General features: G+C 44.9%; 21 protein-coding genes. 7 read left to right on the top strand and 14 right to left on the bottom strand.

Translation table 11 applies throughout. From position 1 onward, the window contains the following. Window positions 1-77: 77 nt before the first annotated feature. From fliJ to fliF, 5 genes are read right to left on the bottom strand one after another with little or no spacing between them, the layout of a single operon-like run. Window positions 78-515: a flagellar export protein FliJ gene (gene fliJ, locus KDM90_RS02940; protein WP_212674061.1), complete on the bottom strand. Its 438-nt coding sequence runs from the start codon at window positions 513-515 to the stop codon at window positions 78-80. 43 nt (window positions 516-558) lie between these two features. Further along, a complete protein-coding gene (fliI, locus tag KDM90_RS02935) occupies window positions 559-1,950 on the bottom strand; it encodes a flagellar protein export ATPase FliI (RefSeq protein ID WP_212674060.1) in 1,392 nt (463 codons plus the stop codon). Then, entirely contained in the window at window positions 1,947-2,627 is a 681-nt protein-coding gene (locus KDM90_RS02930) for a flagellar assembly protein FliH (protein WP_212674059.1), read from the bottom strand. The genes fliI and KDM90_RS02930 overlap by 4 nt, the downstream gene beginning before the upstream one ends. Beyond that, the gene (gene fliG, locus KDM90_RS02925) at window positions 2,620-3,615 is read right to left on the bottom strand and encodes a flagellar motor switch protein FliG (protein ID WP_212674058.1); all 996 of its coding nucleotides are present in this window, start codon (window positions 3,613-3,615) and stop codon (window positions 2,620-2,622) included. The genes KDM90_RS02930 and fliG overlap by 8 nt, the downstream gene beginning before the upstream one ends. Then, on the bottom strand, window positions 3,608-5,305 hold the full coding sequence (gene fliF, locus KDM90_RS02920) for a flagellar basal-body MS-ring/collar protein FliF (RefSeq protein ID WP_212674057.1): 1,698 nt from the start codon (window positions 5,303-5,305) through the stop codon (window positions 3,608-3,610). Before fliF ends, fliG begins: the two co-directional genes overlap by 8 nt. 213 nt (window positions 5,306-5,518) lie before the next feature. On the opposite strand from fliF, the gene fliE reads away from it, so the two are divergent. Further along, the gene (fliE, locus tag KDM90_RS02915; RefSeq protein ID WP_212674056.1) at window positions 5,519-5,866 is read left to right on the top strand and encodes a flagellar hook-basal body complex protein FliE; all 348 of its coding nucleotides are present in this window, start codon (window positions 5,519-5,521) and stop codon (window positions 5,864-5,866) included. Here fliE and KDM90_RS02910 read toward each other — a convergent pair. From KDM90_RS02910 to fliK, 3 genes are read right to left on the bottom strand one after another with little or no spacing between them, the layout of a single operon-like run. Continuing rightward, the gene (locus tag KDM90_RS02910; protein WP_212674055.1) at window positions 5,863-6,624 is read right to left on the bottom strand and encodes a flagellar brake protein; all 762 of its coding nucleotides are present in this window, start codon (window positions 6,622-6,624) and stop codon (window positions 5,863-5,865) included. The genes fliE and KDM90_RS02910 overlap by 4 nt on opposite strands. A gap of 19 nt (window positions 6,625-6,643) precedes the next feature. Further along, the gene (locus KDM90_RS02905) at window positions 6,644-6,949 is read right to left on the bottom strand and encodes an EscU/YscU/HrcU family type III secretion system export apparatus switch protein (RefSeq protein ID WP_212674054.1); all 306 of its coding nucleotides are present in this window, start codon (window positions 6,947-6,949) and stop codon (window positions 6,644-6,646) included. Next, on the bottom strand, window positions 6,942-8,180 hold the full coding sequence (gene fliK, locus KDM90_RS02900; RefSeq protein WP_212674053.1) for a flagellar hook-length control protein FliK: 1,239 nt from the start codon (window positions 8,178-8,180) through the stop codon (window positions 6,942-6,944). Before fliK ends, KDM90_RS02905 begins: the two co-directional genes overlap by 8 nt. 618 nt (window positions 8,181-8,798) lie before the next feature. Between fliK and KDM90_RS02895 the strand changes: the two genes are divergently transcribed. From KDM90_RS02895 to KDM90_RS02875, 5 genes are all read left to right on the top strand, one after another. Continuing rightward, the gene (locus KDM90_RS02895) at window positions 8,799-11,222 is read left to right on the top strand and encodes a flagellin N-terminal helical domain-containing protein (protein ID WP_212674052.1); all 2,424 of its coding nucleotides are present in this window, start codon (window positions 8,799-8,801) and stop codon (window positions 11,220-11,222) included. Window positions 11,223-11,301: 79 nt separating this feature from the next. Beyond that, the gene (locus KDM90_RS02890) at window positions 11,302-11,673 is read left to right on the top strand and encodes a flagellar protein FlaG (RefSeq protein ID WP_212674051.1); all 372 of its coding nucleotides are present in this window, start codon (window positions 11,302-11,304) and stop codon (window positions 11,671-11,673) included. Window positions 11,674-11,790: 117 nt separating this feature from the next. Next, window positions 11,791-13,236: a flagellar filament capping protein FliD gene (gene fliD, locus KDM90_RS02885; RefSeq protein WP_212674050.1), complete on the top strand. Its 1,446-nt coding sequence runs from the start codon at window positions 11,791-11,793 to the stop codon at window positions 13,234-13,236. 15 nt (window positions 13,237-13,251) lie between these two features. Then, window positions 13,252-13,728, top strand: coding sequence for a flagellar export chaperone FliS (gene fliS, locus KDM90_RS02880; RefSeq protein WP_212674049.1), 477 nt, complete (start codon window positions 13,252-13,254; stop codon window positions 13,726-13,728). Window positions 13,729-13,731: 3 nt separating this feature from the next. Continuing rightward, complete coding sequence (locus KDM90_RS02875; protein WP_329605285.1) at window positions 13,732-14,070, top strand: flagellar protein FliT; 339 nt, start codon at window positions 13,732-13,734, stop codon at window positions 14,068-14,070. Between the two features lie 98 nt (window positions 14,071-14,168). On the opposite strand, the gene KDM90_RS02870 is transcribed toward KDM90_RS02875, so the two are convergent. Next, window positions 14,169-15,839, bottom strand: a complete 1,671-nt coding sequence (locus KDM90_RS02870; protein ID WP_212674048.1) for a GGDEF domain-containing protein — start codon at window positions 15,837-15,839, stop codon at window positions 14,169-14,171. A gap of 74 nt (window positions 15,840-15,913) precedes the next feature. Next, window positions 15,914-16,561, bottom strand: coding sequence for a response regulator (locus KDM90_RS02865; protein ID WP_212674047.1), 648 nt, complete (start codon window positions 16,559-16,561; stop codon window positions 15,914-15,916). 253 nt (window positions 16,562-16,814) lie between these two features. Between KDM90_RS02865 and greB the strand changes: the two genes are divergently transcribed. After that, window positions 16,815-17,372 (top strand): transcription elongation factor GreB, encoded by a 558-nt coding sequence (gene greB, locus KDM90_RS02860; protein WP_212674046.1) that lies wholly within the window; start codon window positions 16,815-16,817, stop codon window positions 17,370-17,372. Between the two features lie 11 nt (window positions 17,373-17,383). Here greB and KDM90_RS02855 read toward each other — a convergent pair whose 3' ends face one another. The 4 genes from KDM90_RS02855 to KDM90_RS02840 all read right to left on the bottom strand — a co-directional run bounded on the left by KDM90_RS02855 (window position 17,384) and on the right by KDM90_RS02840 (window position 21,565). Further along, window positions 17,384-19,651 (bottom strand): RelA/SpoT family protein, encoded by a 2,268-nt coding sequence (locus KDM90_RS02855; protein WP_212674045.1) that lies wholly within the window; start codon window positions 19,649-19,651, stop codon window positions 17,384-17,386. 45 nt (window positions 19,652-19,696) lie between these two features. After that, window positions 19,697-19,900 (bottom strand): DNA-directed RNA polymerase subunit omega, encoded by a 204-nt coding sequence (gene rpoZ / locus KDM90_RS02850; protein ID WP_212674044.1) that lies wholly within the window; start codon window positions 19,898-19,900, stop codon window positions 19,697-19,699. Window positions 19,901-19,909: 9 nt separating this feature from the next. After that, entirely contained in the window at window positions 19,910-20,557 is a 648-nt protein-coding gene (gene gmk / locus KDM90_RS02845; protein WP_212674043.1) for a guanylate kinase, read from the bottom strand. A gap of 90 nt (window positions 20,558-20,647) precedes the next feature. After that, on the bottom strand, window positions 20,648-21,565 hold the full coding sequence (locus tag KDM90_RS02840) for a YicC/YloC family endoribonuclease (RefSeq protein ID WP_230409564.1): 918 nt from the start codon (window positions 21,563-21,565) through the stop codon (window positions 20,648-20,650). Window positions 21,566-21,659 lie beyond the last annotated feature (94 nt).

Here is a 21,659-nt window from a genome sequence, read left to right as displayed (position 1 = left end):
GTCACCTTCAATTAGTCAACTGTATGTGTTGCGTTGTAGAAGAACTTAGTCTCTCTACAGTAGGTAGTACCGCATGTTTATTTCTTGTAAAACAATTTTCGTGTTGCTCGCTCGTCAGTTTGTTTCTGATCTCGCTTCATTTCTTTTTTAAGTTCAACTTGTGCGTTACGGTCAATTAAAGTTTTATACGACAAACGTTTTTTCTCACATTCCTGCCAAGCTCGTTTCGCAATATCAATCCGGTATTCCGCATCCATCACGAGTTTCTTTTGTCCTTCAATTGCTAGGTCGAGTTTCCCAATAAATCCTTGATAATTGGTAAATTGCGTGACATTTAAGCCGCGCTGGGCATGTGATTGAAATTTTGCCTCATAGTCAGTTCGATACTGTTCTAACAAATTTAATTGTTCATTTGCATCGTCACGCGCTTTAATCGACCGTCCGAGATTTTTCGCCGCGGTATCGACCGCATTCTCTGCTAATTCAATCAAAGTCTGTAATCCGGAACTCGCCATGCTTTTCTTTCGCTTTTCTTATTTTATCGAGCAAAGCATTTTTCTAAGCGTTGAATAGAGCGGAAAGTCCCTCTAAGCTCTGCGATATGGAGGATTTTTCAGTGATATCTTGTTGCAAGAACGATTGAATTTGAGGATATTTGCGAATCGCCTCATCCAATACTGGGTCAGAACCCGCTGAATAGGCTCCGACATTGATAAGGTCGCGACTTCGTTCGTATCGTGAGTATAGTTGTTTTAACTTGCGCGACAATTTTTGATGTTCTGGCGAGGTAATGCCGTGCATAGCACGGCTAATTGATTGTTCGATGTCAATTGCTGGGTAATGTCCGCTTTCCGCCAAAGTTCGATTTAACACGATATGACCGTCAAGAATCGCCCGTGCTGAATCTGCAATGGGGTCTTGTTGGTCGTCTCCTTCAGTCAGTACGGTATAAAACGCGGTGATAGAGCCACCGCCTTCGCGTCCATTCCCAGCGCGCTCAACCAGAATAGGCAATTTAGCAAAAACAGAAGGAGGATATCCCTTGGTTGCTGGAGGTTCGCCGATAGCCAAAGCAATTTCACGTTGTGCCATAGCGTAGCGTGTCAACGAGTCCATGATCAATAGGACGTTCTTATCTTGATCTCGAAAATACTCGGCGATCGTTGTCGTGTATGCCGCACCCTGCATGCGCATCAATGGCGGCGCATCGGCAGGCGCTGCGACCACGACAGATCGTGCTAATCCTTCTTCCCCCAAGATTTCTTCGATGAATTCTTTTACTTCGCGTCCTCGTTCACCTATTAACCCAACCACAATCACGTCAGCTGTTGTGTAGCGCGCCATCATGCCAAGTAAGACACTTTTACCCACACCAGAACCAGCGAACAAGCCAAGTCGCTGACCACGTCCTACTGTTAGCATACTATTAATTGCGCGAACTCCAACGTCGAGTTTTTCTTTAATCGGTGCTCGCGATAGAGGGTTATAAATCCTTGCGCCGAGTGGGGCGGTGGCTCGGCATACCAGTGGACCGAGCGCATCTAAAGGGCGTCCGTTTGCGTCCAAAACGCGTCCTAAAAGTTCTTCTCCTACTGGTAAATGTTTGGTTCTGTCAGCATTTCTACGGTGCGGGGTGTCGCTTCCGGATGGTTCAATTGAGTTGACGGGAAATACGGGGGCGCCAGGCGTCACGCCATCCAAATCACTTTGCGGCATCAGAAATAGTCGATCACCATCAAAACCAACGACTTCTGCTTCAATTTTTACCCCAGTCTGCAAATGGATAATGCAGGCACTACCAACAGGTAATTTAATCCCTACAGCTTCCATTACTAGGCCGGTCACTTTGACAATTCGCCCTGAAATGTTTTCACTTTTGATGTGAGCAATGGATTTTGTGCTCGCAGCAAATTGTTCTTTCCAACGTTGCGGGGAAAAAATTTCAGTCATGATGTTTCGTTAATGTTACGACTGCGCGCGTTTAACAAGGCTTCACTGAGGCGAGCCCAGCGGGTTTCATATGTCGCATCGATGAGGTTCTGTGCTGTCTCAATGCGACAGCCGCCGCGTGTCATGTGGCCATCTTGCATTAGACGCCAACCATCTTTTTCTAGTGCATTTCCCATCAGTTCTTTGATTAGATTTAAGTCGGCCGGGTTGAAGAAGATTTGCGCTGGTTGGTGGATCGCAGGGAGGAGATCAATCGCCTCTTTGACAATCTCCATAATGGCTTCGGTGTGGTGCTCAAATTGGTGTTTGGTCATTGCGCTAGCTAGATCGGTTGCCAATTCAATTAAGTCCTCGCCAATGTCATCATGTGCACGTTCAAGCTGTGATTTGAAATTCGCTTTGAGGGTTTCAAGGTCCCCCAGCAGTTTGATGGACTGAGCTTGCATTTCTGCAGAGCCGGCTTGCTGCCCCTCTTGATACCCGAGCGCGTATGCTTCTTTATAGGCCGCAGTATAGGCTTCATTGCGTGCTTGTTCTTTAATCGCGGCAATCTCAGCCATCGTTACTTTTGCAACCTGCTGTTCGCGCTCTACCTGCGCTGGACGAGCATCGCCAAAGGACATCATCTCCCAACGTTGATAAGCAGTTTGCTGACCTTTCGGTAGTGCACTAGACATAGGCATCCTCGCCTTTTGCACCCAACATGATTTGACCTTCATCTGCGAGTCGGCGCACGATCAGCAGGATTTGTTTTTGTTGTGCTTCCACTTCTGATAGACGGACGGGGCCTTTGGATTCCAAATCCTCACGCATCATTTCGGCAGCACGTTGCGACATATTTTTGAATATTTTCTCACGCATATCCGCATTCGCACCTTTGAGTGCAATGATCAGCGAATCTGACTGTACTTCTCGCAGTAACAATTGAATACCGCGATCATCAATTTCGAGAATGTTATCAAAGACGAACATCTCATCCATGATTTTCTCAGCCATGTCACCATCGTATTTCCGTAAATTTTCCATGATCGAGGCTTCATTTTCACCGCTCATGAAATTCAGAATTTCAGCAGCAGCACGAACACCACCGATCGATTTCTTTTTCAGACTTTCATTGCCAGTCAGCAGTTTCGTCAAAACGTCGTTCAATTCGCGCAAAGCGGTTGGCTGAATCCCATCTAGTGTGGCAATTCGTAGTACAGCATCGTTTCGCAAACGCTCACTAAAATGATTTAATATTTCGCTCGCTTGGTCACTTTCTAAATGCACAAGGATGGTGGCAATAATTTGTGGATGTTCATTCTTGATTAATTCCGCGACCGAAGCAGAATCCATCCATTTGAGACTCTCAATACCACTGGCATCTTTGCCACCTAGGATGCGGTTAAGCAGGGAAGAGGCTTTGTCATCACCGAGCGCTTTGGTCAAAACATTACGAATGTACTCGTCCGAATCGAGACCAACCGAGGAACTTAAATCTGCTTCGGACTTGAAATCTTCCAAGACTTTCGCGATTGTTTCGTGCGGGATAGCGCCAATGCTCGCCATTGCCGCGCCGATTTTTTGTACTTCGCGCGGACCAAGGTGTTTCATTACCTCTGCGGCCGCATCTTCACCAAGCGCAAGCATTAATGTTGCCGCTTTTTGTATGCCGTCTTCACTCATTGCTCACCCAAGTTTTAATTACGTTTGCGACGATTTTTGGATCACTAGACGCTAGTTGTCTTGCCATATCCATATTAATCTCGTAACTCGAAAGTTGCTTTTTAGTTTGTGCCTCCGCTTCGGAATTCAAGCTGACGATTGCCGCTTCTTCCTCCTCTGCTTCTTGACGTGCTTCTTCCTCTGCTTCTTCACGTTCGCGTTCTTTCTCTTTTTTCAGCGACTCTTTGTCTTTCCCGGTCAGTTTGTTCAAAGTCGGTTTTAAGTAGCCAAAGAAGAGATAGAGTAATAGTAATGCACCAATCAGATATTTTCCCAGTTCTTTGGCTGTTTGAATCACATCGGTTTGTTTCCAAAGTGGGATGTCCTCTGCAGGAACTTTTTCTGGTGTTGCAAATGGACTATTCACAACATTTAAGGTGTCGCCACGCTCCTTGCTAAAGCCCATCGCTTCACGCGCTAAATCAGTAATTTGCGTTTTCTCTAGTTCCGTTAGTGCACGAGTAATCGATTTGCCCGATTTATCAATTTCCGTTTTGTAGTTGACTACAACCGCGACAGAAAGGCGTTTCAGCCCACCCATCGCTTGTTGGGTATAGCGTATCGTTTTATCAACTTCAAAATTGACGGTTGAATCTTTCTGTGTCAAACCAGTTGCTGACGCGGCATTCGCTTGGGCGTTCACCGCTGGTGCACCTGTGATCGGTGCTGTTGCAGGTACAGGTGGTTGATTGCTTAAAGCACCCGGAACACCAGACGCGACAGCAGGCTTTCCATAAGTTTCACTGCTTTGTTGACTGCGAATAGTGCTGGCCTCAGGAGGAGAGTTAGGGCGGTAAGTTTCGGCCGCTTGTTCGCTACGAGAAAAATCGATATCTGCTGTGGCTTCAGCACGGACATTTTGAATTCCAACAATCGGGGAAATAATTGATTCGACTTTTTTTACGATACTTTGTTGGAATTCTTGAACATACTTCAGTTGTGAAGGGTCGAGATTATTGTTTGCAACTTGTTTGCTAGGATCAGATAGTAAATTGCCATTTTGATCCACAATCGTGACATTTTTTGCGGATAGCTCGGGAATGCTGCTTGCGACCAAGTGCAAAATTGCACTGACTTGCTGCTGATCAAGGACACGACTTGGATACAAATTAAGGATAACGGAGGCCGTTGGTTTTTGCTGTTCACGAACAAATACCGATGCTTTAGGGATGGCTAAATGCACGCGTGCTGTTTGCACGGCAGAGACAGATTGAATAGACCGCGCCAGTTCTCCTTCAAGCGCGCGTTGAAAATTGACTTGCTCGAGAAACTGAGAGATTCCAAGCTTTTGATTTTCCATTAATTCAAAACCAACATTGCCACCTTTTGGCAAACCTTGCGATGCTAATTTGAGGCGGGCATCGTGCACTTGATTAGAAGGAACCAGAATGGCGTTGCCGCCTTCAGAGTACTTATATGGCACATTCATTTGCTGGAGTGCTGCAACGATTGCGCCGCCATCCCGATCGTTGAAATTTGAGAATAACACTCGATAATCTGGTGCTTGGCTCCACATCCAAACGCCGACCATGATTGCGATTGTAATGGCTGCACCGATTGACAGGACGATCGTACGAACGCCTGGCGTTTGTGGAATTCCAAAAAGCCCGGGTGGCGGAGGCGTTAGTGTTGCCTCATTTGCGGTTGCCATATTTACTGCTCCTGATTGATAGGTCTAGTCAAAAGCGAAAAAAAGCGCGGTAGCGTTCTGATCCGATTTGAAGGTTTTTTCCTTAATACGAATTGTGCGATAGTTTTATTTATTTGAATGGAAGAAAAAGACAGGTTTCACCCGTCTTATTCAAATTAAGGCAAATTCTCTCGATGATATGCTTCTGTCATCGGAAATAAGTGGAGATTGGACATGAATATCGGAGGGATTGATAAAAGTCGTATTGACGCGATGGTCGCGCAACTAAAAGCGGCAGCCGCAAAGATGGAGGGCGGTGTTGGAGAATTATCGGCCACGGCAAGCACCGCAACGCCTAAATTAGATTTTGCTGATGCACTAAAAAATTCACTTGATCAAGTGAATGCAGCACAAGCAAGTTCTCAGCATATGGGACAGAAATTTGCGATGGGCGATGACAGTGTCAGTTTATCTGACATGATGATCTCCATGCAAAAAGCCAGTATTTCTTTTCAAACTACTGTTCAAGTGCGTAATAAGCTCGTGAGTGCCTACCACGACATCATGAACATGCAAATTTAGACAATGCCAGTCATTTTCGCGTTGCGTTCGCGTTCTAATTTCATGATGTAGCGTTGTACTGTTGCTAAAGTTCGGCTTGAAAGATTGAGGAATGCGCACCCAACACGACGTGTCGTTCGACCATTTAAAAGCGTTAAATCTTGTGAATTACGAATCTCAATATTTAATTCAATTAGCCCGATTTGAGGCAGATCAATCTGACAATCGGTGTAGCGCGTGCCGGTTGTAATATCGAGCATGCGCTGCTCATCCAACAAGGCGATTCCGCCGCAACTGATATCTACCAACGAAAATTTATAAATTCTTTGGACCTCTTCGACTTCGATAGGAATAAGACATTTAATCGGCGTTGATAACGGCGTGTTGATGCGATAATTTTCCCGTCGTTGCAGACGAATTAAAGTGCTAGGCATTGGCATTTGTAATGCCGGACGATTTTCAAAAATTGTACGTTGTAATTTTGATGACGAAAATTGAATACTGATTTTATCGAGCAATCCATCGAAGAATACCTGTGAAGCTTCGACGATGCGTTGATTTGCTTCAGCACCTGGTGCGCTATCAAGTGTCACCACATTATTGGTGTCATCGACTTCTAAAACCGATGTAATGAAAGCCTCGGAGCCGTTATTAATCAGCATACTGATTAATTGATTTTTTTCTTTGAAACCACGTAGCAGAGCAATAATTTCTCGTCTAGATTCAACTTGGTATGGGCTTTGATTTTCGGTTCCTAATGACGGGAAGTTCGCTTGCATAGTGCGTTTTATCTTATGATTATTTTAATGGAGGTAAGGGCGGAACAGATGAAGCCGATAGTCCCGATTCAATATGGTATAGCCAAGCGAGTAGTTCTGCAACCACTCGGTATAAGGCTGGTGGAATGGCATCGTCTAAATCAAGCTTCATCAACAATGTCACCAGTTCTTTTGATTGGTGAACATAAACACCGTGCTCATTGGCACGCTTGATGATTTCTTCTGCCACCATCCCGCGGCCTTTCGCGACGACTTTCGGCGCTGGAGCATCGTCACTATAACTTAGCGCGACAGCGCTGCGTATTGGCTGTTCTGATTTAGTCATGAGTACTTACCTTGTAGGCGACTAGTTCGGTCCCGCTGAGTTCAAGTGCTGATTTCAAGCTACCCGAGTGTGTGTTGAGGGTCGAGATCGCATCGTTGCTTGTTGCGTGAATATTTAATTGCACTTGATTGCCTCTTAAATGAATTGCGATTGCAACTTCACCGAGATGCGGCAAATTAAGTTTGAGATGACTTTGGTGAATGCTGGTGGGGGGAGTGTGCTCTTGATCCTCTTGCCATTCTCGTTGGTCTTGGGTTTTCTCGTGAATTGTCCATTGAAAAGGAATCTGTGGATTGAGCATACCGGCCAATTGAAACTTGCCTTGATCAAGTGTATCAAGCTGGTGTCTTACCAATTCGACTAAGGCAGGATGTTTCGATTCGGATTGGTCGACTAGCACTGAGTCGGTGCCATCCTGATTGGGCGTGGTGAGTTTTGCTTGTGGTTCTCGTAGAATTTCGTCTCGGCTTCGATGGCCTTGAAGGAACTCGACAAGATGGGACTCGTAGAATAAACCACTTTTAAGAACAGCATGTTTCAATTGATCCTCAAGCATGGGGGCCAAGAGCTCTTTCAATTGTCCAATTGCGACATTGGCGATCATAGGGCGGTTATCTAAAATACGTATTGCTCGGTCGCTCACCTGATTTGTTTCGCTTAGTAAGTCGCTAATTAATTGCCCTGCGGGGCTCAGTTCTGTTTGCGTGCTCGGTTCGGTTAGGTTGGTTTGGGCGTATTGATTCAGCAAACGTTGGTTCTTTGGATAGGCAGTGCCGACGGCCGCGTGTTGCGTAACGGGTATATTCAAAGTTGACTGCTGGTGATCAATTTCCATTGAGGGGTGATTGAGTAGCGGCGGTAGTAAGGAAATTTCACGGCTTGAAATGCCTTCTTTTATAGCTGCGGTGCCACCAGGATTGAGCGGATTTGCCATGTCGAGTAAGAAGCTAACTTTAGGACTTAATGCCGTTAAGCGTAACGAAAGTCTGTCACCAACATTGGTTTGTTTCGGCAGATCAAGGTGTAAGGGAACACCGGCCACTTTGGCGATGTAACTACCGTCGTCGAGTTTCGCGACGACTTCTGCTTGCGCATGATTGCCTAAGCCAACTTGACTTAATCGTAGGATCGTATCTTGTTTGATTAGCTCGACGAGTTTGACCGAAGTTGGTGCCTCCACGCCTGTAGTGATGGAAAGCCTTGGATCCAAGCGTGGAAATATCTCTGACATTCTTTGCTCCGAAGCGAAATACTCTAGTTGAGGTTAGGTGGCGGATTCCTCGGTTGATGGAACTGACAAGTAAGATTGAAGAGAAGAAGTCAAATTGCGACCTGCATCACTTTTAACTCACCTGTTTGCTTTATATGTGTAACGGCAGAATAGCGTATTTCGATGAGTCGATATGTCTTTTTTGTATCTGTTTCGCTGTTATTAGATGACAAGATTGTATTCCGAGATCATTTCATAGTTCTTTTTCGCCAAATAGCTTTGATGAGTGAAAAGAACTTTGATGTTTTTAATGTAATGAAATTGGGTCATTTTTTTTCTGCGGGCAAGCTTAACGGATGGTTTTTTAAATCCTTGAGGTTTTTTGTTGATAAAAATGAGAAAAAGCAAAAAAATAATTTTTTACGTACTTTTCTCTAAAGAAATTTTTTGATATTCCGTAGAAGGATTGCGCGGCACAAGAGCGAGCAGAAAATGAAAAAGAAGAACACGATGTCAATTCAACTTTTTCCAGCCTTGTCCGATAAATAGAGCAACAGTGGTTTGTTTGAGAAACAAAGAACGAATTAAAGTTGATCGCACTTGAGCTTGATGAAATTAGCATCCTAAAGGAGAATCAAAATGTCCAGTATCATTAATAGTAATATCGCGTCGTTAAATGCTCAACGCAATCTCGACAGTTCAAAAATGGGTCTTACAACCGCGTTGCAACGTTTGTCCTCTGGTTTGCGTATTAACAGCGCAAAAGATGACGCTGCTGGTTTGGCGATTGCAAGTCGTTTTACAACACAGATCAATGGTTTGAACCAAGCGGTTCGTAATGCAAATGACGGTATCTCTTTGGCGCAAACAGGTGAGTCCGCTCTCGCTGAAATTACGAACAACTTACAACGTGTCCGTGAACTTTCTGTTCAAGCAGCTAACTCCACTAACTCTGCATCAGATCGCGCTGCGATCAATCTCGAAGTTCAACAACGTCTCTCTGAAATTGATCGTACTGCTTCGCAATCTTCGTTCAACGGCCAAAAAATTCTTGATGGTACGTTTGGTTCGGCGAATTTCCAAGTTGGTGCGAACGCTGGTGAAACAATCACAGTTGGTTTATCGACTAGCATGCGGAATACTGCGATTGGTCAAATCGCGACGACAACTTCTGGTACATTTGGTGCGACGGCGACAAATGGTAGTGTTGTCTCTGACGTGAACACAACCTTCAACTTTAGTGCATTAGGAAGTTCTGATACAGCTGGTAACGTAGGCTTTACTGCGACGACTTTCAATTTCTCTGGTGCGGTTGCGGCCGTGAATGGTACGTCTTCCTTGCAAGCGATTTCTGCTGGTTTCAACTTTAGTACAGCGGGTGCAGCGCAAGTTGACGGTACCAACGTGCAGGCCGCCGTAACTGGAACGACCACAAACGGTGGCGCAACATCGTTTGACTTTAGTGGTGACTTAGCTCAGTTTGATATCACGGACGGTACAACAACCCGCCAAGTAACATTGACAGCTGACTACACCAATGAAGCTGGTTTAGTTTCCGCAATCAATACGCAACTTGCTGGCTCTGGATTTACTGTCACTGGCACTGGTGCTGGTATTACTTTCAGTAACACAGGTTCAACCACCGCTTTGCAAATCTTGAATGCTGACGCGAATGCGATCACTGCTGGTTTCGCCGATTCCGCTGGTACTGCAGGTAGTGCAGCTGTTGCGACAACTAACGGTTCGATGACAATTGATGGCACAAATATTACGCTCAGCGGTAATAATGCCGATCGCGCTGCGATTGCTGCGGAATTGACCACAAAAATGCAAGCGTCCGCGCTTGGTGCAAACTACAGTGCTTCAATTGACGGTAGCAATAACCTCGTCATTACACATGCAGGTAGTGCGACAGCAGTTGCGATTACAAACGTGAGTGCTCCTGCAGCTGCAGCTGGATTTAGTAATACAGCTGGTGTTGCTGGTGTCGCTGCAAGCGGCGGTAACGCAGCTAGTTTGACAATTGATGGCACGGCTGTGACATTGAATTCAAACTACGGCAGCTACGCTGGCTTGGCAGGTGCGATTCAAGCGCAGTTGGGTGGTAGTTTTGCAGTGACAAACACGGCAGGCGCAATTTCTATCGCACGTACTTCAACTGGCGCAAGTTCGACTGCGGTCAATATTACTGGTGCGGACGCGAATGCACAATCTGGCTTAGGTTTGTCTGGTGCTAGTGTTGCTGGTACGGCTGGTACATATTCGACTACGGGCGGTGCTGCGAGCTTCGATGTGGATGGCCACACCGTGACCTTGAATACGAACTTAACCGATCGCAACGGTGTTGCTGCTGCAATCCAAGCGCAGTTGACGGGCTATACGGCTACGGCGGCAGTGTCAGGTGCAATCACGATTTCGAAAACTGGTTCGACAGCAGCGGTAAATATTACTGGAGCTGATGCGAATGCAGCGGCAGCGGGCTTTGGATATCGTAGTGGTACAGCAGGTGTTGCAGCGGGTTCGACAACGCTCTCCAATTTTACGATTAACGGAACATCATTAGCTGGTACATACAGCAGTTCTTCTAATTTAGCTGACGCGATCAATAGCAAAGTGGCTGGTGTGTATGCGAGTGTTGAAGCAGGCGGTGCATTGAAATTGAGTTCATCGTCTGACATCACTTTGGGCGGCGCAGAGGCAACAGGAGCGCTAGGCTATGCAGCGACAACAGTAACTGCAAACTCTGGTAACTTGAGTTCTGCAAACACACTGACAGTGAGCAACGCACTTGATGCGATTCAACGTGTGGATAGTGCCTTGAGTACAGTCAGTACATTGCGTAGTACTTTTGGTGCGGTTCAAAACCGCTTCGATTCAGTGATCGCTAATTTGACAGCGTCCTCTGAAAATGCAGCAGCGTCTCGTAGCCGTATTCAAGACGCGGACTTTGCGGCGGAAACTGCAGCTTTAACTCGCGGTCAGATTTTGCAACAAGCTGGTACTGCAATGTTGGCGCAAGCTAATTCATTACCAAACGGTGTGTTGGCTCTTTTACGAGGCTAATCCGCTCGGTAAGTAGTGTATTTAGTGCAAAACCTGACCGGTAAATCGGTCAGGTTTTTGTCCATTCAAGGGGGAAATCATGGAGATCGGACAAGTAGGGAAAAGTGTGGCAAGCACCACAACTGTATCGAAAAGAACGACTGCACCACCCGTTAATGTGACGGCAAACAGTGCAATGCCGCAGAGAGAGATCGTCGCTGCCGTAAAGGATTTAGAACAGGGAGTTAATGCGGTTCAAGTCAGCGAAGCGGTGAAGTCAATCAACAAGTCCTTAAAAGACAATGCGCAAGGCATTGAATTTTCGGTGGATGATGATAATGGCCAAGTGATTGTTAAGGTCATTGATCAGAATACGAAAGAATTGATTCGTCAAATGCCGTCTGAGGAGGCATTGAAGATTGCCAAGGCAATGGATCAAGCAATAGGCCTGCTTATCAAACAAACAGCTTAGTTAAAGGCTGCTTGTTTTTTGAGCAGAGTCTTAGAATTAGCGGGTTTTTCTCCCTCTTAAGTTAGATTAAATCTTGCCGATAACTGGGTATAGTACGGTTTTCTTGAGGAGATATTCGTGGCGACCATCAGTTCCGCTGGAGTCGGTTCCAATTTGGATGTGAAGACAATCATCAGTCAATTGATGACAGTTGAACAATTGCCATTGAAGAATCTTGAAAAAAAAGAAGCCAGTTATCAGTCGAAGTTATCAGCCTATGGTTCGATGAAAAGTGCGCTATCGAACTTGCAAACGGCAGCGCAGACCCTAAATCTCAGTTCCACTTTCACTTCTGCGACCGCTAGCGTCGCTGACTCCTCAATTTTTTCAGCTTCTGTGAGTGGTGCATCCGGAGCGGGCTCTTATAGCGTGGAAGTCAAGTCCTTAGCTCAAGCCCAAAAACTGATATCTTCAGGCGTTGCAAGTAAAACAGCGACAGTGGGTAATGGCACAATCACGTTAGACTTTGGTACGTATAGTGATTCAGGTAGTCCACCTGTAACGTTCACCGCAAATACGACGATCGCACAAAAAAGTATTACGATTGATTCCTCAAATAATACTTTGGAGGGCATCCGAGATGCGATCAATAATGCCAACACAGGGATGACCGCGACCATCATCAATGATGGTACCAATTTCAAACTTTCGCTCAGCTCAAAAGAGTCAGGCTTAGCAAATTCTGCAAAAATTACAGTAGTTGAATCAGGCGCTGCCGGACTTTCTATGTTGGCATACAATGGAACAACAGGCGGCACTTCGAATATGACGCAAAATGTCGAGCCAAAGAATGCCGTTATTAAAGTGGATGGCGTCACTATTACGAAATCGACCAATTCGATTTCTGACGCCATTTCTGGTGTCACGCTAAACCTGACCAAAGAATCAGCGTTAAATGTCACCACCAAGCTCACCCTCACTACCGATAACTCGAAGGTAAGTACGGCATTAACTGCTTTCGTTACTGCTTATAACGCGGTGAATAAACAGATTACCGACGCAACGGCATATAACGTAGCGACTGGTAAAGGCAGCGTTTTGACTGGAGACGCGACCGCGCGAAATATCATCACACAAATTCGCTCCGCATTGACTAGCGCAATCCCAGGAGGCACGGCAGGTTTATCCGTTTTATCTGACGTGGGAATTAATTTTCAGTCCGATGGGACCCTGGTTCTAAAGTCTGACAAATTGAGCCAAACTTTGGCGGATCCATCCAAAGATTTAAAGCGATTATTTATTGCAAATGCAGATGGAACGGTAGGTTTTGGATCGCGCATCAATTCACTAGTCAGTAGCATGATTTTTGGCAAAGATGCGACCTTAAATGGACGTATTGAGGGGATTAACTCTTCAATCAAGGATATTGGCACACAAAAAACCAAGGAAAATTATCGCCTGACCCAGGTTGAAAATCGCTACACAAAGCAATTTTCGGCGCTGGACACGATGATTTCAAATATGACGTCAACGAGCAATTATCTGACGCAACAATTATCAGCACTGCAAAATACCAGTTATTAATATTCGGAGAACAATATGTTTGGATCATCTCAAAGTGGCGCAAATGCCTATGCGACAGTAGGTACGGAAACAGGCGTTGCTGCGGCAAGTCCGCACGGACTCATCGTGATGTTGTTTGACGGTGCAATTGTTTCTTTAAAGTCCGCAATTCAGTTGATGAATGCTGGCGATATCCCCGGCAAGGGTAGTGCGATTTCTCGTACGATTTTGATCATAGACGGTGGCCTACGTGCGAGTTTGAATAAAACAGCGGGTGGTGAAATTGCTGCCAATTTAGATTCTTTGTACGAATATATGAGTATGCAGTTATTGCAAGCAAACCTAAAAAACCGATTAGAGTTGTTACATGAAGTGTTGAGTTTATTAGAAGACTTGAGAAGCTCGTGGAATGGCATCGCGCCGAATAGTTTGCCAGCGGCTCGTAGCGTTCCAAAACCGCCACCAATATATGACGCATTAGCCCCACGTTCAACCACTTTTACGAGCGCCTGAATTATGTTGAATAGCCAAGACGTAATAAGCATTTACGAAACAGTTGCAGTGATCAGTGATCAAATGTTACTCGCTGCAAAAAACGCAGACTGGGATAGATTGACGGAGCTTGAAAGCCAGTGTTCCGAGCATATTGCCAGTTTGCGAGAAGGAGAGGGACCGATAAAGTTAACTGGGGAAACTCGGGACCGTAAGGTGAAAATAATTCAGAAAATTCTCGCGGATGATAGACAAATTCGCGATTTGACTGAACCTTGGATGGCTAATCTTTCGAAACTCATACGTAGTAATCAAACTGAACGTAAATTAGTGCAGGCATATGGTTCGAATCAGGTAGCCTAAGCACAACAAACCTTATCCAAGAATGTTAAAAAAAACTCACCCGAAAATTTTCGATGGTGAGTTTTTTTATATATAAATTGTGCTGCGATGTTGGGGAATTACTGCGCTACGACGACGCGATTTTTTCCTGTTTTCTTGGCTTCGTACATTGCTTTGTCCGCTCTTTTAAGCACAGATTCTTGTGACTCATGTGCTGCGCGTAATGCCACGCCAGCACTGAATGTAATGAATAATCGTTGATCATTGGCGGTAAAAAAATGTGTCGTCAATTCTCTCTGGACGCGAGTCATCGCGCGGGCTGCTTCTTCAAGGCTGGTTTCAGGCATAACGATCAAAAACTCCTCGCCACCATAGCGAGCGATCACATCAATTGAACGCAATGTTTGCTTGACTATTCTCACAACATGAATCAAAGCTTCATCACCAGCAGCATGTCCATGCGTATCATTGAGTTTTTTAAAGTTGTCGAGATCAAGCATTGCAGCGCAAAGCGGTGTTCCACGTCGATCTGCGCGGTCCGCTTCGCGTTCGAACACATCGTCTAATCCGCGCCGATTCAAACTACCTGTAAGCTGGTCCTCACGAACGAGTTCGCTCATATGGGCTAGCTTGTCTTCTAACTCTTTGATCCTGATTTCAGCTTCTTTGACCTCTTTTTGCGCTGCCAACATAATTTGGCGGGAATTCAATGCTTCGTTTTGGATTGTTTCAGTTTCATTCAGAATTCCGTGAATGATGGTTTCAACTTCATTTAAATCACGCGTGTTGCTGATTTTTTTTGAGTATTGGTCAATTTTCTCTTGATAATGCGATGTCGTATTTGTCATTACATCGAGACGGTCAATAAAAGTTGCCATCATATTCTTCACAGAGGTCTTGGACTCGGCGAGACTGTGTTTGAGGACGCCTTGTTTATAAATGACATCTTTTAGACTACGCGTGGCTTCTTGCAGTGCGCGATGATCAATTGGTCCAGCAATCAAGTTTTGGACAACTTCGATCTGACCTCGCAACCAATTGTCATCATCGAGGAGTTCGCGCACATTTTCGAGCAGCAATGAAAAAAGTCTTAGGAGTAATTCTTGTTGCTCGGCTGTATCGCCACTCTTCAATTCAATTTGAAAACATAATTGCTTTAAACGAGCGCCAATGTGATTTAACTCTGATTCGTTATTGGCCAATTTGATGGCGTTGCCTATCGATTCCGATTCTTCAGCCAGTTGCGGGGTCGTCTTAAGTAACGATGTTAAAGCCATACTTAAAGTCCGAAATAATAGATCTTTAAGAATGGATTCTTTTTGATTGTTGCTACCAATAGGTTCATCGTCAACCAATGAAATTTTCTTTGCTGTTGGCGCAGCCACTGGCGGCAGTTCTGCTAATTCAATTTGATTGATCGGATTGGGTTTTGTGGTGACTTTACCAGCTAGTTCATTCAGTCCTTTCGCGAAATCGTCCCAATTTTTTGCCTTGAGTGCGCGACTGAAACGATGCCCGAAACTTGCGAGCTCACCAGTTGATTTTTGCAAGGATTTGGCGAAACCATTGAGGATATTTTCTGCTTCTGATGGGAGAATCTCGTCAATTGATCGTACTTGTGGGAGCTCGACTTTGGCAGTCTCGTGATCGGCGACACCTGAAATTTCAAGATACAACTTGCGGTATGCTTCTGGGGTCGGCGCGATTCGTTCGAGAGCGAGACGTTTGAAGGTTTCGCGCGCAATATCGGTGGGCGATTTACTTGCGTTCGTATTCAACTTATCTGACATGATGCGCCTTCAGTAAAATTCGATGGAACTACCTTGCGTTGACTATTCTTTGATCGAGTATTCGTTCGTGGACTTTATTCTACCAGCTCGTTTTTAATCGCATAATGTGTTAGTTCTGCGTTGTGGCGTAATTTCATCTTCAGTAATATTCGCGAGCGATATTCACTAATTGTCTTGACTGATAACGATAATTCTTTTGCAATGTCGCTCACACTTTTTCCTGATGCGATCATCATCATTGTCTGATATTCACGATCAGATAATGATTTGTGTGGCTCGTTGCTGTGATCAGTGTTTAAATTGTTAGCCATTTCTTGCGCCAATTCGGGACTGATAAATTTCAATCCGGATGCGACCTGGTTGATGGCATCTAACAGGTCTGAACCTTGTGCTGACTTGTGTAGAAAGCCTGCCGCACCTGCCTTTAGAGCCCGAATGGCATATTGGTCTTCACGATGTGAAGAATAAACGATCAAATTTACTTCTGGAAATTCACGTTTTATTTGTTTGATGAGGTCAATTCCATTTCTATCTTTGAGCGCAATTTCGATAAGAATAATGTCAACTGACTTTTGTCGAATAATGCGTAAGGCTTCCTGTCCATTATTTGCTTCAGCGACGACTTTGATATTGCTCGAATTGAGAATGAATTGTTTAATTCCTTCTCGTACGACTGGATGGGTGTCGACTAGAAGTAGTTTGATGCGTGCATCTTCAGTCATGCAAATTCTTTCGGAGGTGACGAGGCAATTTTCTAGACATCGTTTTCTTCAAATTGCTCGTGTTGATAAGCCTAGGCGATTATTGCATGATGCGTCACGGAAATAAAGTCTTCTTGCAACTTGAGAAGGAGATCGGGGTATTTTTGCTGGCCGCTCTTTTCATGATCACTCAGTATTTTCTTCTTAGGCCGATACGCCAAGCTGCAACCATGTAAAATCACTGTGGAGCTAATTTACGAAAGATGAAATCGAAATGAGTAAAGCATTTGTAAAAGAGTCGGAACAAGATGACGAAGAGGAGTTTGGTGCGCCGCCGATTCCAGCTGGTGCGAAAAATTATTTAACCCCAGAAGGGCACCTTAGGATGAAGACGGAGCTCTTGAATTTGATCGATAATGAAAGACCAGAAGTAGTGCGGATCGTTTCGTGGGCAGCGTCGAACGGAGATCGTTCTGAAAATGGTGATTACATCTATGGGAAACGACGACTACGTGAAATTGACCGGCGAATTCGTTTTCTGACTAAGCGATTGGATCTGGCAGAGATCGTTGACCCTAGTGTGCATTTTGGTTCAGATCAAATTTTTTTTGGTGCGACAGTTGAATATGAAAATCAAGAGGGGGAAGTTACAACGATTCGTATTGTAGGCGTTGATGAATTTGATCCTCTGAATGGAAAAATTAGTTGGATATCGCCGGTCGCTCGCGCTTTGACTAAAGCAAAAGTTGGGGATACGGTTTCACTAAAGACGCCACACGGTGTAGACGAATTGCTTGTGCTACAGGTCGACTATCCAAGCCGTGGCAGCTAAGGCGAGGGCAATTAAGAATATTCTCGACGAATTTTGCTCACGCCGTTGAGGTGTTTGACGTTGCGAATGATTCTTGCTAAATGAACGCGGTCATCAATTTGAATGGTGAAATGGATTTTAGTCATGTCCTTGGATTCTCCATCTTCCATATTCACGTGAATAATGTTGGCATCCGCTTCGCCAATCTCTGCAGCAATACGCGCTAATGCACCGCGCTCATTATTGACGATGACTGAAATACGGCAGTCAAAACGCCGATTTAAGTCGTCTCCCCAAGTGACATCAATCCAACGATCTGGTTCTTTTACTTGTAAACGTTTCGCATTCTTGCAGTCACTGCTATGAACGACCAATCCTTGATCGCGTTTTAGTTGCCCAACAATGCTGTCGCCCGGGATAGGTAAGCAGCACGGTGATAGTTGTACCGATACACCTTCGCTCCCGTAAATAATGACCGGATCAGGCTTGGATAGCTTTTCATCACCCAAGTGTTGAAAAGGGATGGAAGGTGAATCATTCTCGACTAAATCTAGAATATGACGCGCAACAAGTGCCGCCATTCTTTTGCCAATACCAATGTCAGTGTGTAGTTCTTCAAGTGTATTGGCACTCGACTCGTTCAGGAGCTTATCGACGAGTGCGTCGGGTAAATCAGGATTAAGGTGCAATGAAACCAAGGCTTGTGCAAGCAATTGTTTGCCAAGTTCTGTTGATTCATTGAGGTTGATCGTGCGTAAGTAGTGCCGAATTGCCGATCGCGCCTTTCCCGTCCTCACATAGGTTAACCAGTTGGGTGTCGGCCGGGAATTGGGCGACGTAATGATTTCAATAATGTCGCCATTTTTGAGTTCGGTACGCAAAGGTACGGGCTCGTTATTAATCCGGGTCGCAATCGCTTGATCACCAATATCAGTGTGAATGTTATAGGCAAAATCCAGCGCAGTCGCACCGCGGGGGAGCGCAAAAATTTTTGATTTTGGTGTAAAAACGTACACCGAGTCAGGAAACAAATCGACCTTTACATGCTCTAAAAATTCCGCTGAATCACCAGTTTGTTTTTGGATATCGAGTAGCGATTGTAGCCATGCGTGAGTACGTTGCTGCAAGTCAGTTAGACTAGCATCCTCATTTTTGTACAGCCAATGCGCTGCGACACCCGATTCGGCTACACGATGCATTTCTTTCGTACGAATTTGAAACTCTACTGGAGTACCATATGGGCCAATTAAGGTCGTATGCAATGACTGGTATCCGTTTGACTTTGGGATGGCAATATAGTCTTTAAATTTGCCTGGCATGGGCTTATATAAAGCGTGTAAAGTGCCGAGTGCATAATAACTGTTTTGAAAATTGTCAACGACTATACGAAATCCGTAGATGTCCAACACCTGTGAAAAACTGAGTTGTTTGTCCCGCATCTTGCAGTAAATACCGTACAGCGTTTTTTCTCGTCCATCGACTTGGGCATCGAGCCCCGCTTCAGACAGTGTGGTTTTTACTGCGGCCATAATTTTATTGACAACTTCGCGTCGATTGCCACGCGCCGATTTGATTGCTTTTGCGAGCGTGCGATAGCGCAAAGGATAGATATGCGCAAAAGACAAATCTTGCAGTTCTCGATAAATGTTGTTTAGCCCTAAGCGATGCGCAATGGGAACATAAACTTCCATGGTTTCACTTGCGATACGTCTTTGTTTTTCTGCAGACATCACACCTAGAGTGCGCATGTTGTGCAATCGGTCAGCGAGTTTGACCAAGATGACACGCACGTCGCGAGCCATCGCAAGCAGCATTTTTCGAAAATTCTCTGCTTGTGCCTCGATATGGCTTTGAAATTCTATTTTTTCTAATTTGGATAGGCCATCAACGAGTGCTGCAACTGGCGCTCCAAATCGCTCGATGAGCTCTTCTTTTTTGACATCTTGATCTTCCATTACATCATGCAGAAGTGCCGCCATGATGGCCTGTACATCGAGTTTCCACTCTGCGCAGATTTCGGCAACCGCGATTGGATGGGAAATATAGGGCTCGCCTGATTTCCTCACTTGCCCTAAATGCATTTCGTCGGAAAATCGATAGGCTTCTTTGACAAGCTTTAAATCACTGGCAGATAGGTATTCGCTAAGCCGATTGGTCAGTTCAGTAATCGATGCGACGCTTGGCGTCACTGGGGGCGGAACTTGTTGGGCTGCTTGTCGCTGCTTTTTGGGAGGGTGTGCCGGGATAACTGCGGCTTCAGCGGTCAGGGTGGGTGTTGATTTTTCGTCTTGCGAATTCATACCTTGATTTTCCTGACTGCTTCACTTTAGCCGCGCAATGCGAGATTAAAACGGAACTTTTTTCAACATTTCAATGCCGATTTTGCCATCCGCAATTTCACGTAGGGCAACTACCGTTGGTTTGTTCTTGGCATCAACTTTTGGCGTGTGACCTTGCAATAGTTGACGAGCACGATAGGTTGCGCACAAAGTCAATTGGAAGCGATTTGGAATTTGTTTGAGAGAGTCTTCGACGGTGATACGAGCCATGATGTTTCCTTAAAACGAAGTGTTTGTTTGTATGCCTAACTGGGCAAAAAGAGCGGCGTTGCGCACGATTTGTTGGCTTGTCCTACAGCGTGTTGCCTTAACTATGGCACGCAATTCGGACAATGCTAAATCAAAATCTTGGTTGATGATAACATATTCAAACTCGGGAGCGTGTGCCATTTCGCCTCCCGCAGCCAAAATCCTTCGTGTAATTACCTCTTGAGAGTCTTGTCCACGCTTATTTAGACGTTCTTCTAAGGCATCAATGGATGGTGGAAGTATAAAAATACTCGCGACTTGATCAAATTGTTTATTGACTTGTTGCGCGCCTTGCCAATCAATTTCCAAAAGGATGTCGGTGCCAGATTTCATGGCTTCTTGGATCAGCAATTTCGATGTGCCGTAGTAATTTCCATGAACTTCCGCAAATTCCAAGAATTCTCCGCGGTTTTTCCTGATCAGAAAATCGTTGGCTGTAATGAAGTGATATTCACGACCATCGACTTCGCCAGGGCGCGGGGGTCTCGTTGTAAAAGATATTGAAAGTTTGAGGTTGGGCTCTAGTTTTAGTAGGCCGCTAACCAACGACGATTTGCCTGCGCCAGAAGGCGCGGAAATCATAAATAAACATCCAGAAGTAAGGGGGCGGACGGACATATCTATTCACCGAAATTTGATTATCTATTTAAATAATATCTTTAAATAGTGTTATTGATTGGTAGTTGATATCATCAATTTGATGATAGTTTATTCGAGATTTTGAACTTGCTCACGCATTTGCTCGATCAATAATTTCAATTCCATTGATGCGTCTGCCAATTCCTTTAAGGCAGCTTTCGAGCCTAGCGTATTAGCCTCTCGATTTAGTTCTTGCATCATAAAGTCGAGGCGCTTCCCAACCTGCCCACCTTTTTTTAAAATTTGTCGAGTTTCGGACAAATGACCAGACAGTCGCGTCAATTCTTCTGCAACGTCAATCCTAATTCCGTACATCGTCACTTCTTGACGGATACGATCAAGGACTTCCTCACGAGGAATGCTGGGAGCGTTGACCAAATCAGGCTTGTCTAAGGCCAGTCCTAAGGCCTCTTCCAATCGATTGATGGCTTTTTGTTGGAATTGCTGTAAAACGGTCGGAAGTAAGGGTTTGATGCGTTCAACGATCGCTTCCATTTCATCAACACAACCTAACAGCACCGTAGCTAAGCTCGCGCCTTCGCGTTCTCGGCTTTGAATAAAATCTTTGATTGTGGATTCTATGCTCTCCAAAATCGCTGCTTGAAGATGCTCAGAATTCATCTCGCCCTCTTCAATCACACCGGGCCAGCGTAACAGCTCATTCATGCTCAATTCGGCGGAATTCGGAAAATCACCTTTCAGCTGATCTTGAAAAGTCTTGAGTTGATTCAGTAAGCTTGCATTCAGTGTCTTTTGTTTTTCCTCTGCAAGTTTCTTGCCGAAACTAAAACGACATTCTATTTTGCCACGCGCTATTTTCTTAGTGAGCGCATCACGAAACAGAGGTTCAATCGAACGAAATTCATCATTAATCCGAAATTGCAAGTCTAAAAAACGTGAATTGACACTTTTAACTTCTATCGTTATCGTGCCGTTCTCAGTTTCATTAGTACTGGTAGCGTAACCAGTCATGCTAAAAATACTCAATTGGAATCCTCTTTATTCGTGTTGCGATTTTGCGAATAGTTAATTATTTGACTCATTATTTGCCTTGCAAAACTCATTCGGTCAAAAGTGACAC

Source organism: Affinundibacterium fentianense, assembly GCF_018139545.1.
Classification (GTDB): Bacteria; Pseudomonadota; Gammaproteobacteria; order Burkholderiales; family Burkholderiaceae_D; genus Undibacterium; species Undibacterium fentianense.
Note: the sequence above shows the minus strand (reverse complement) of the source record. Positions and strands in the feature narration are given on the sequence as shown.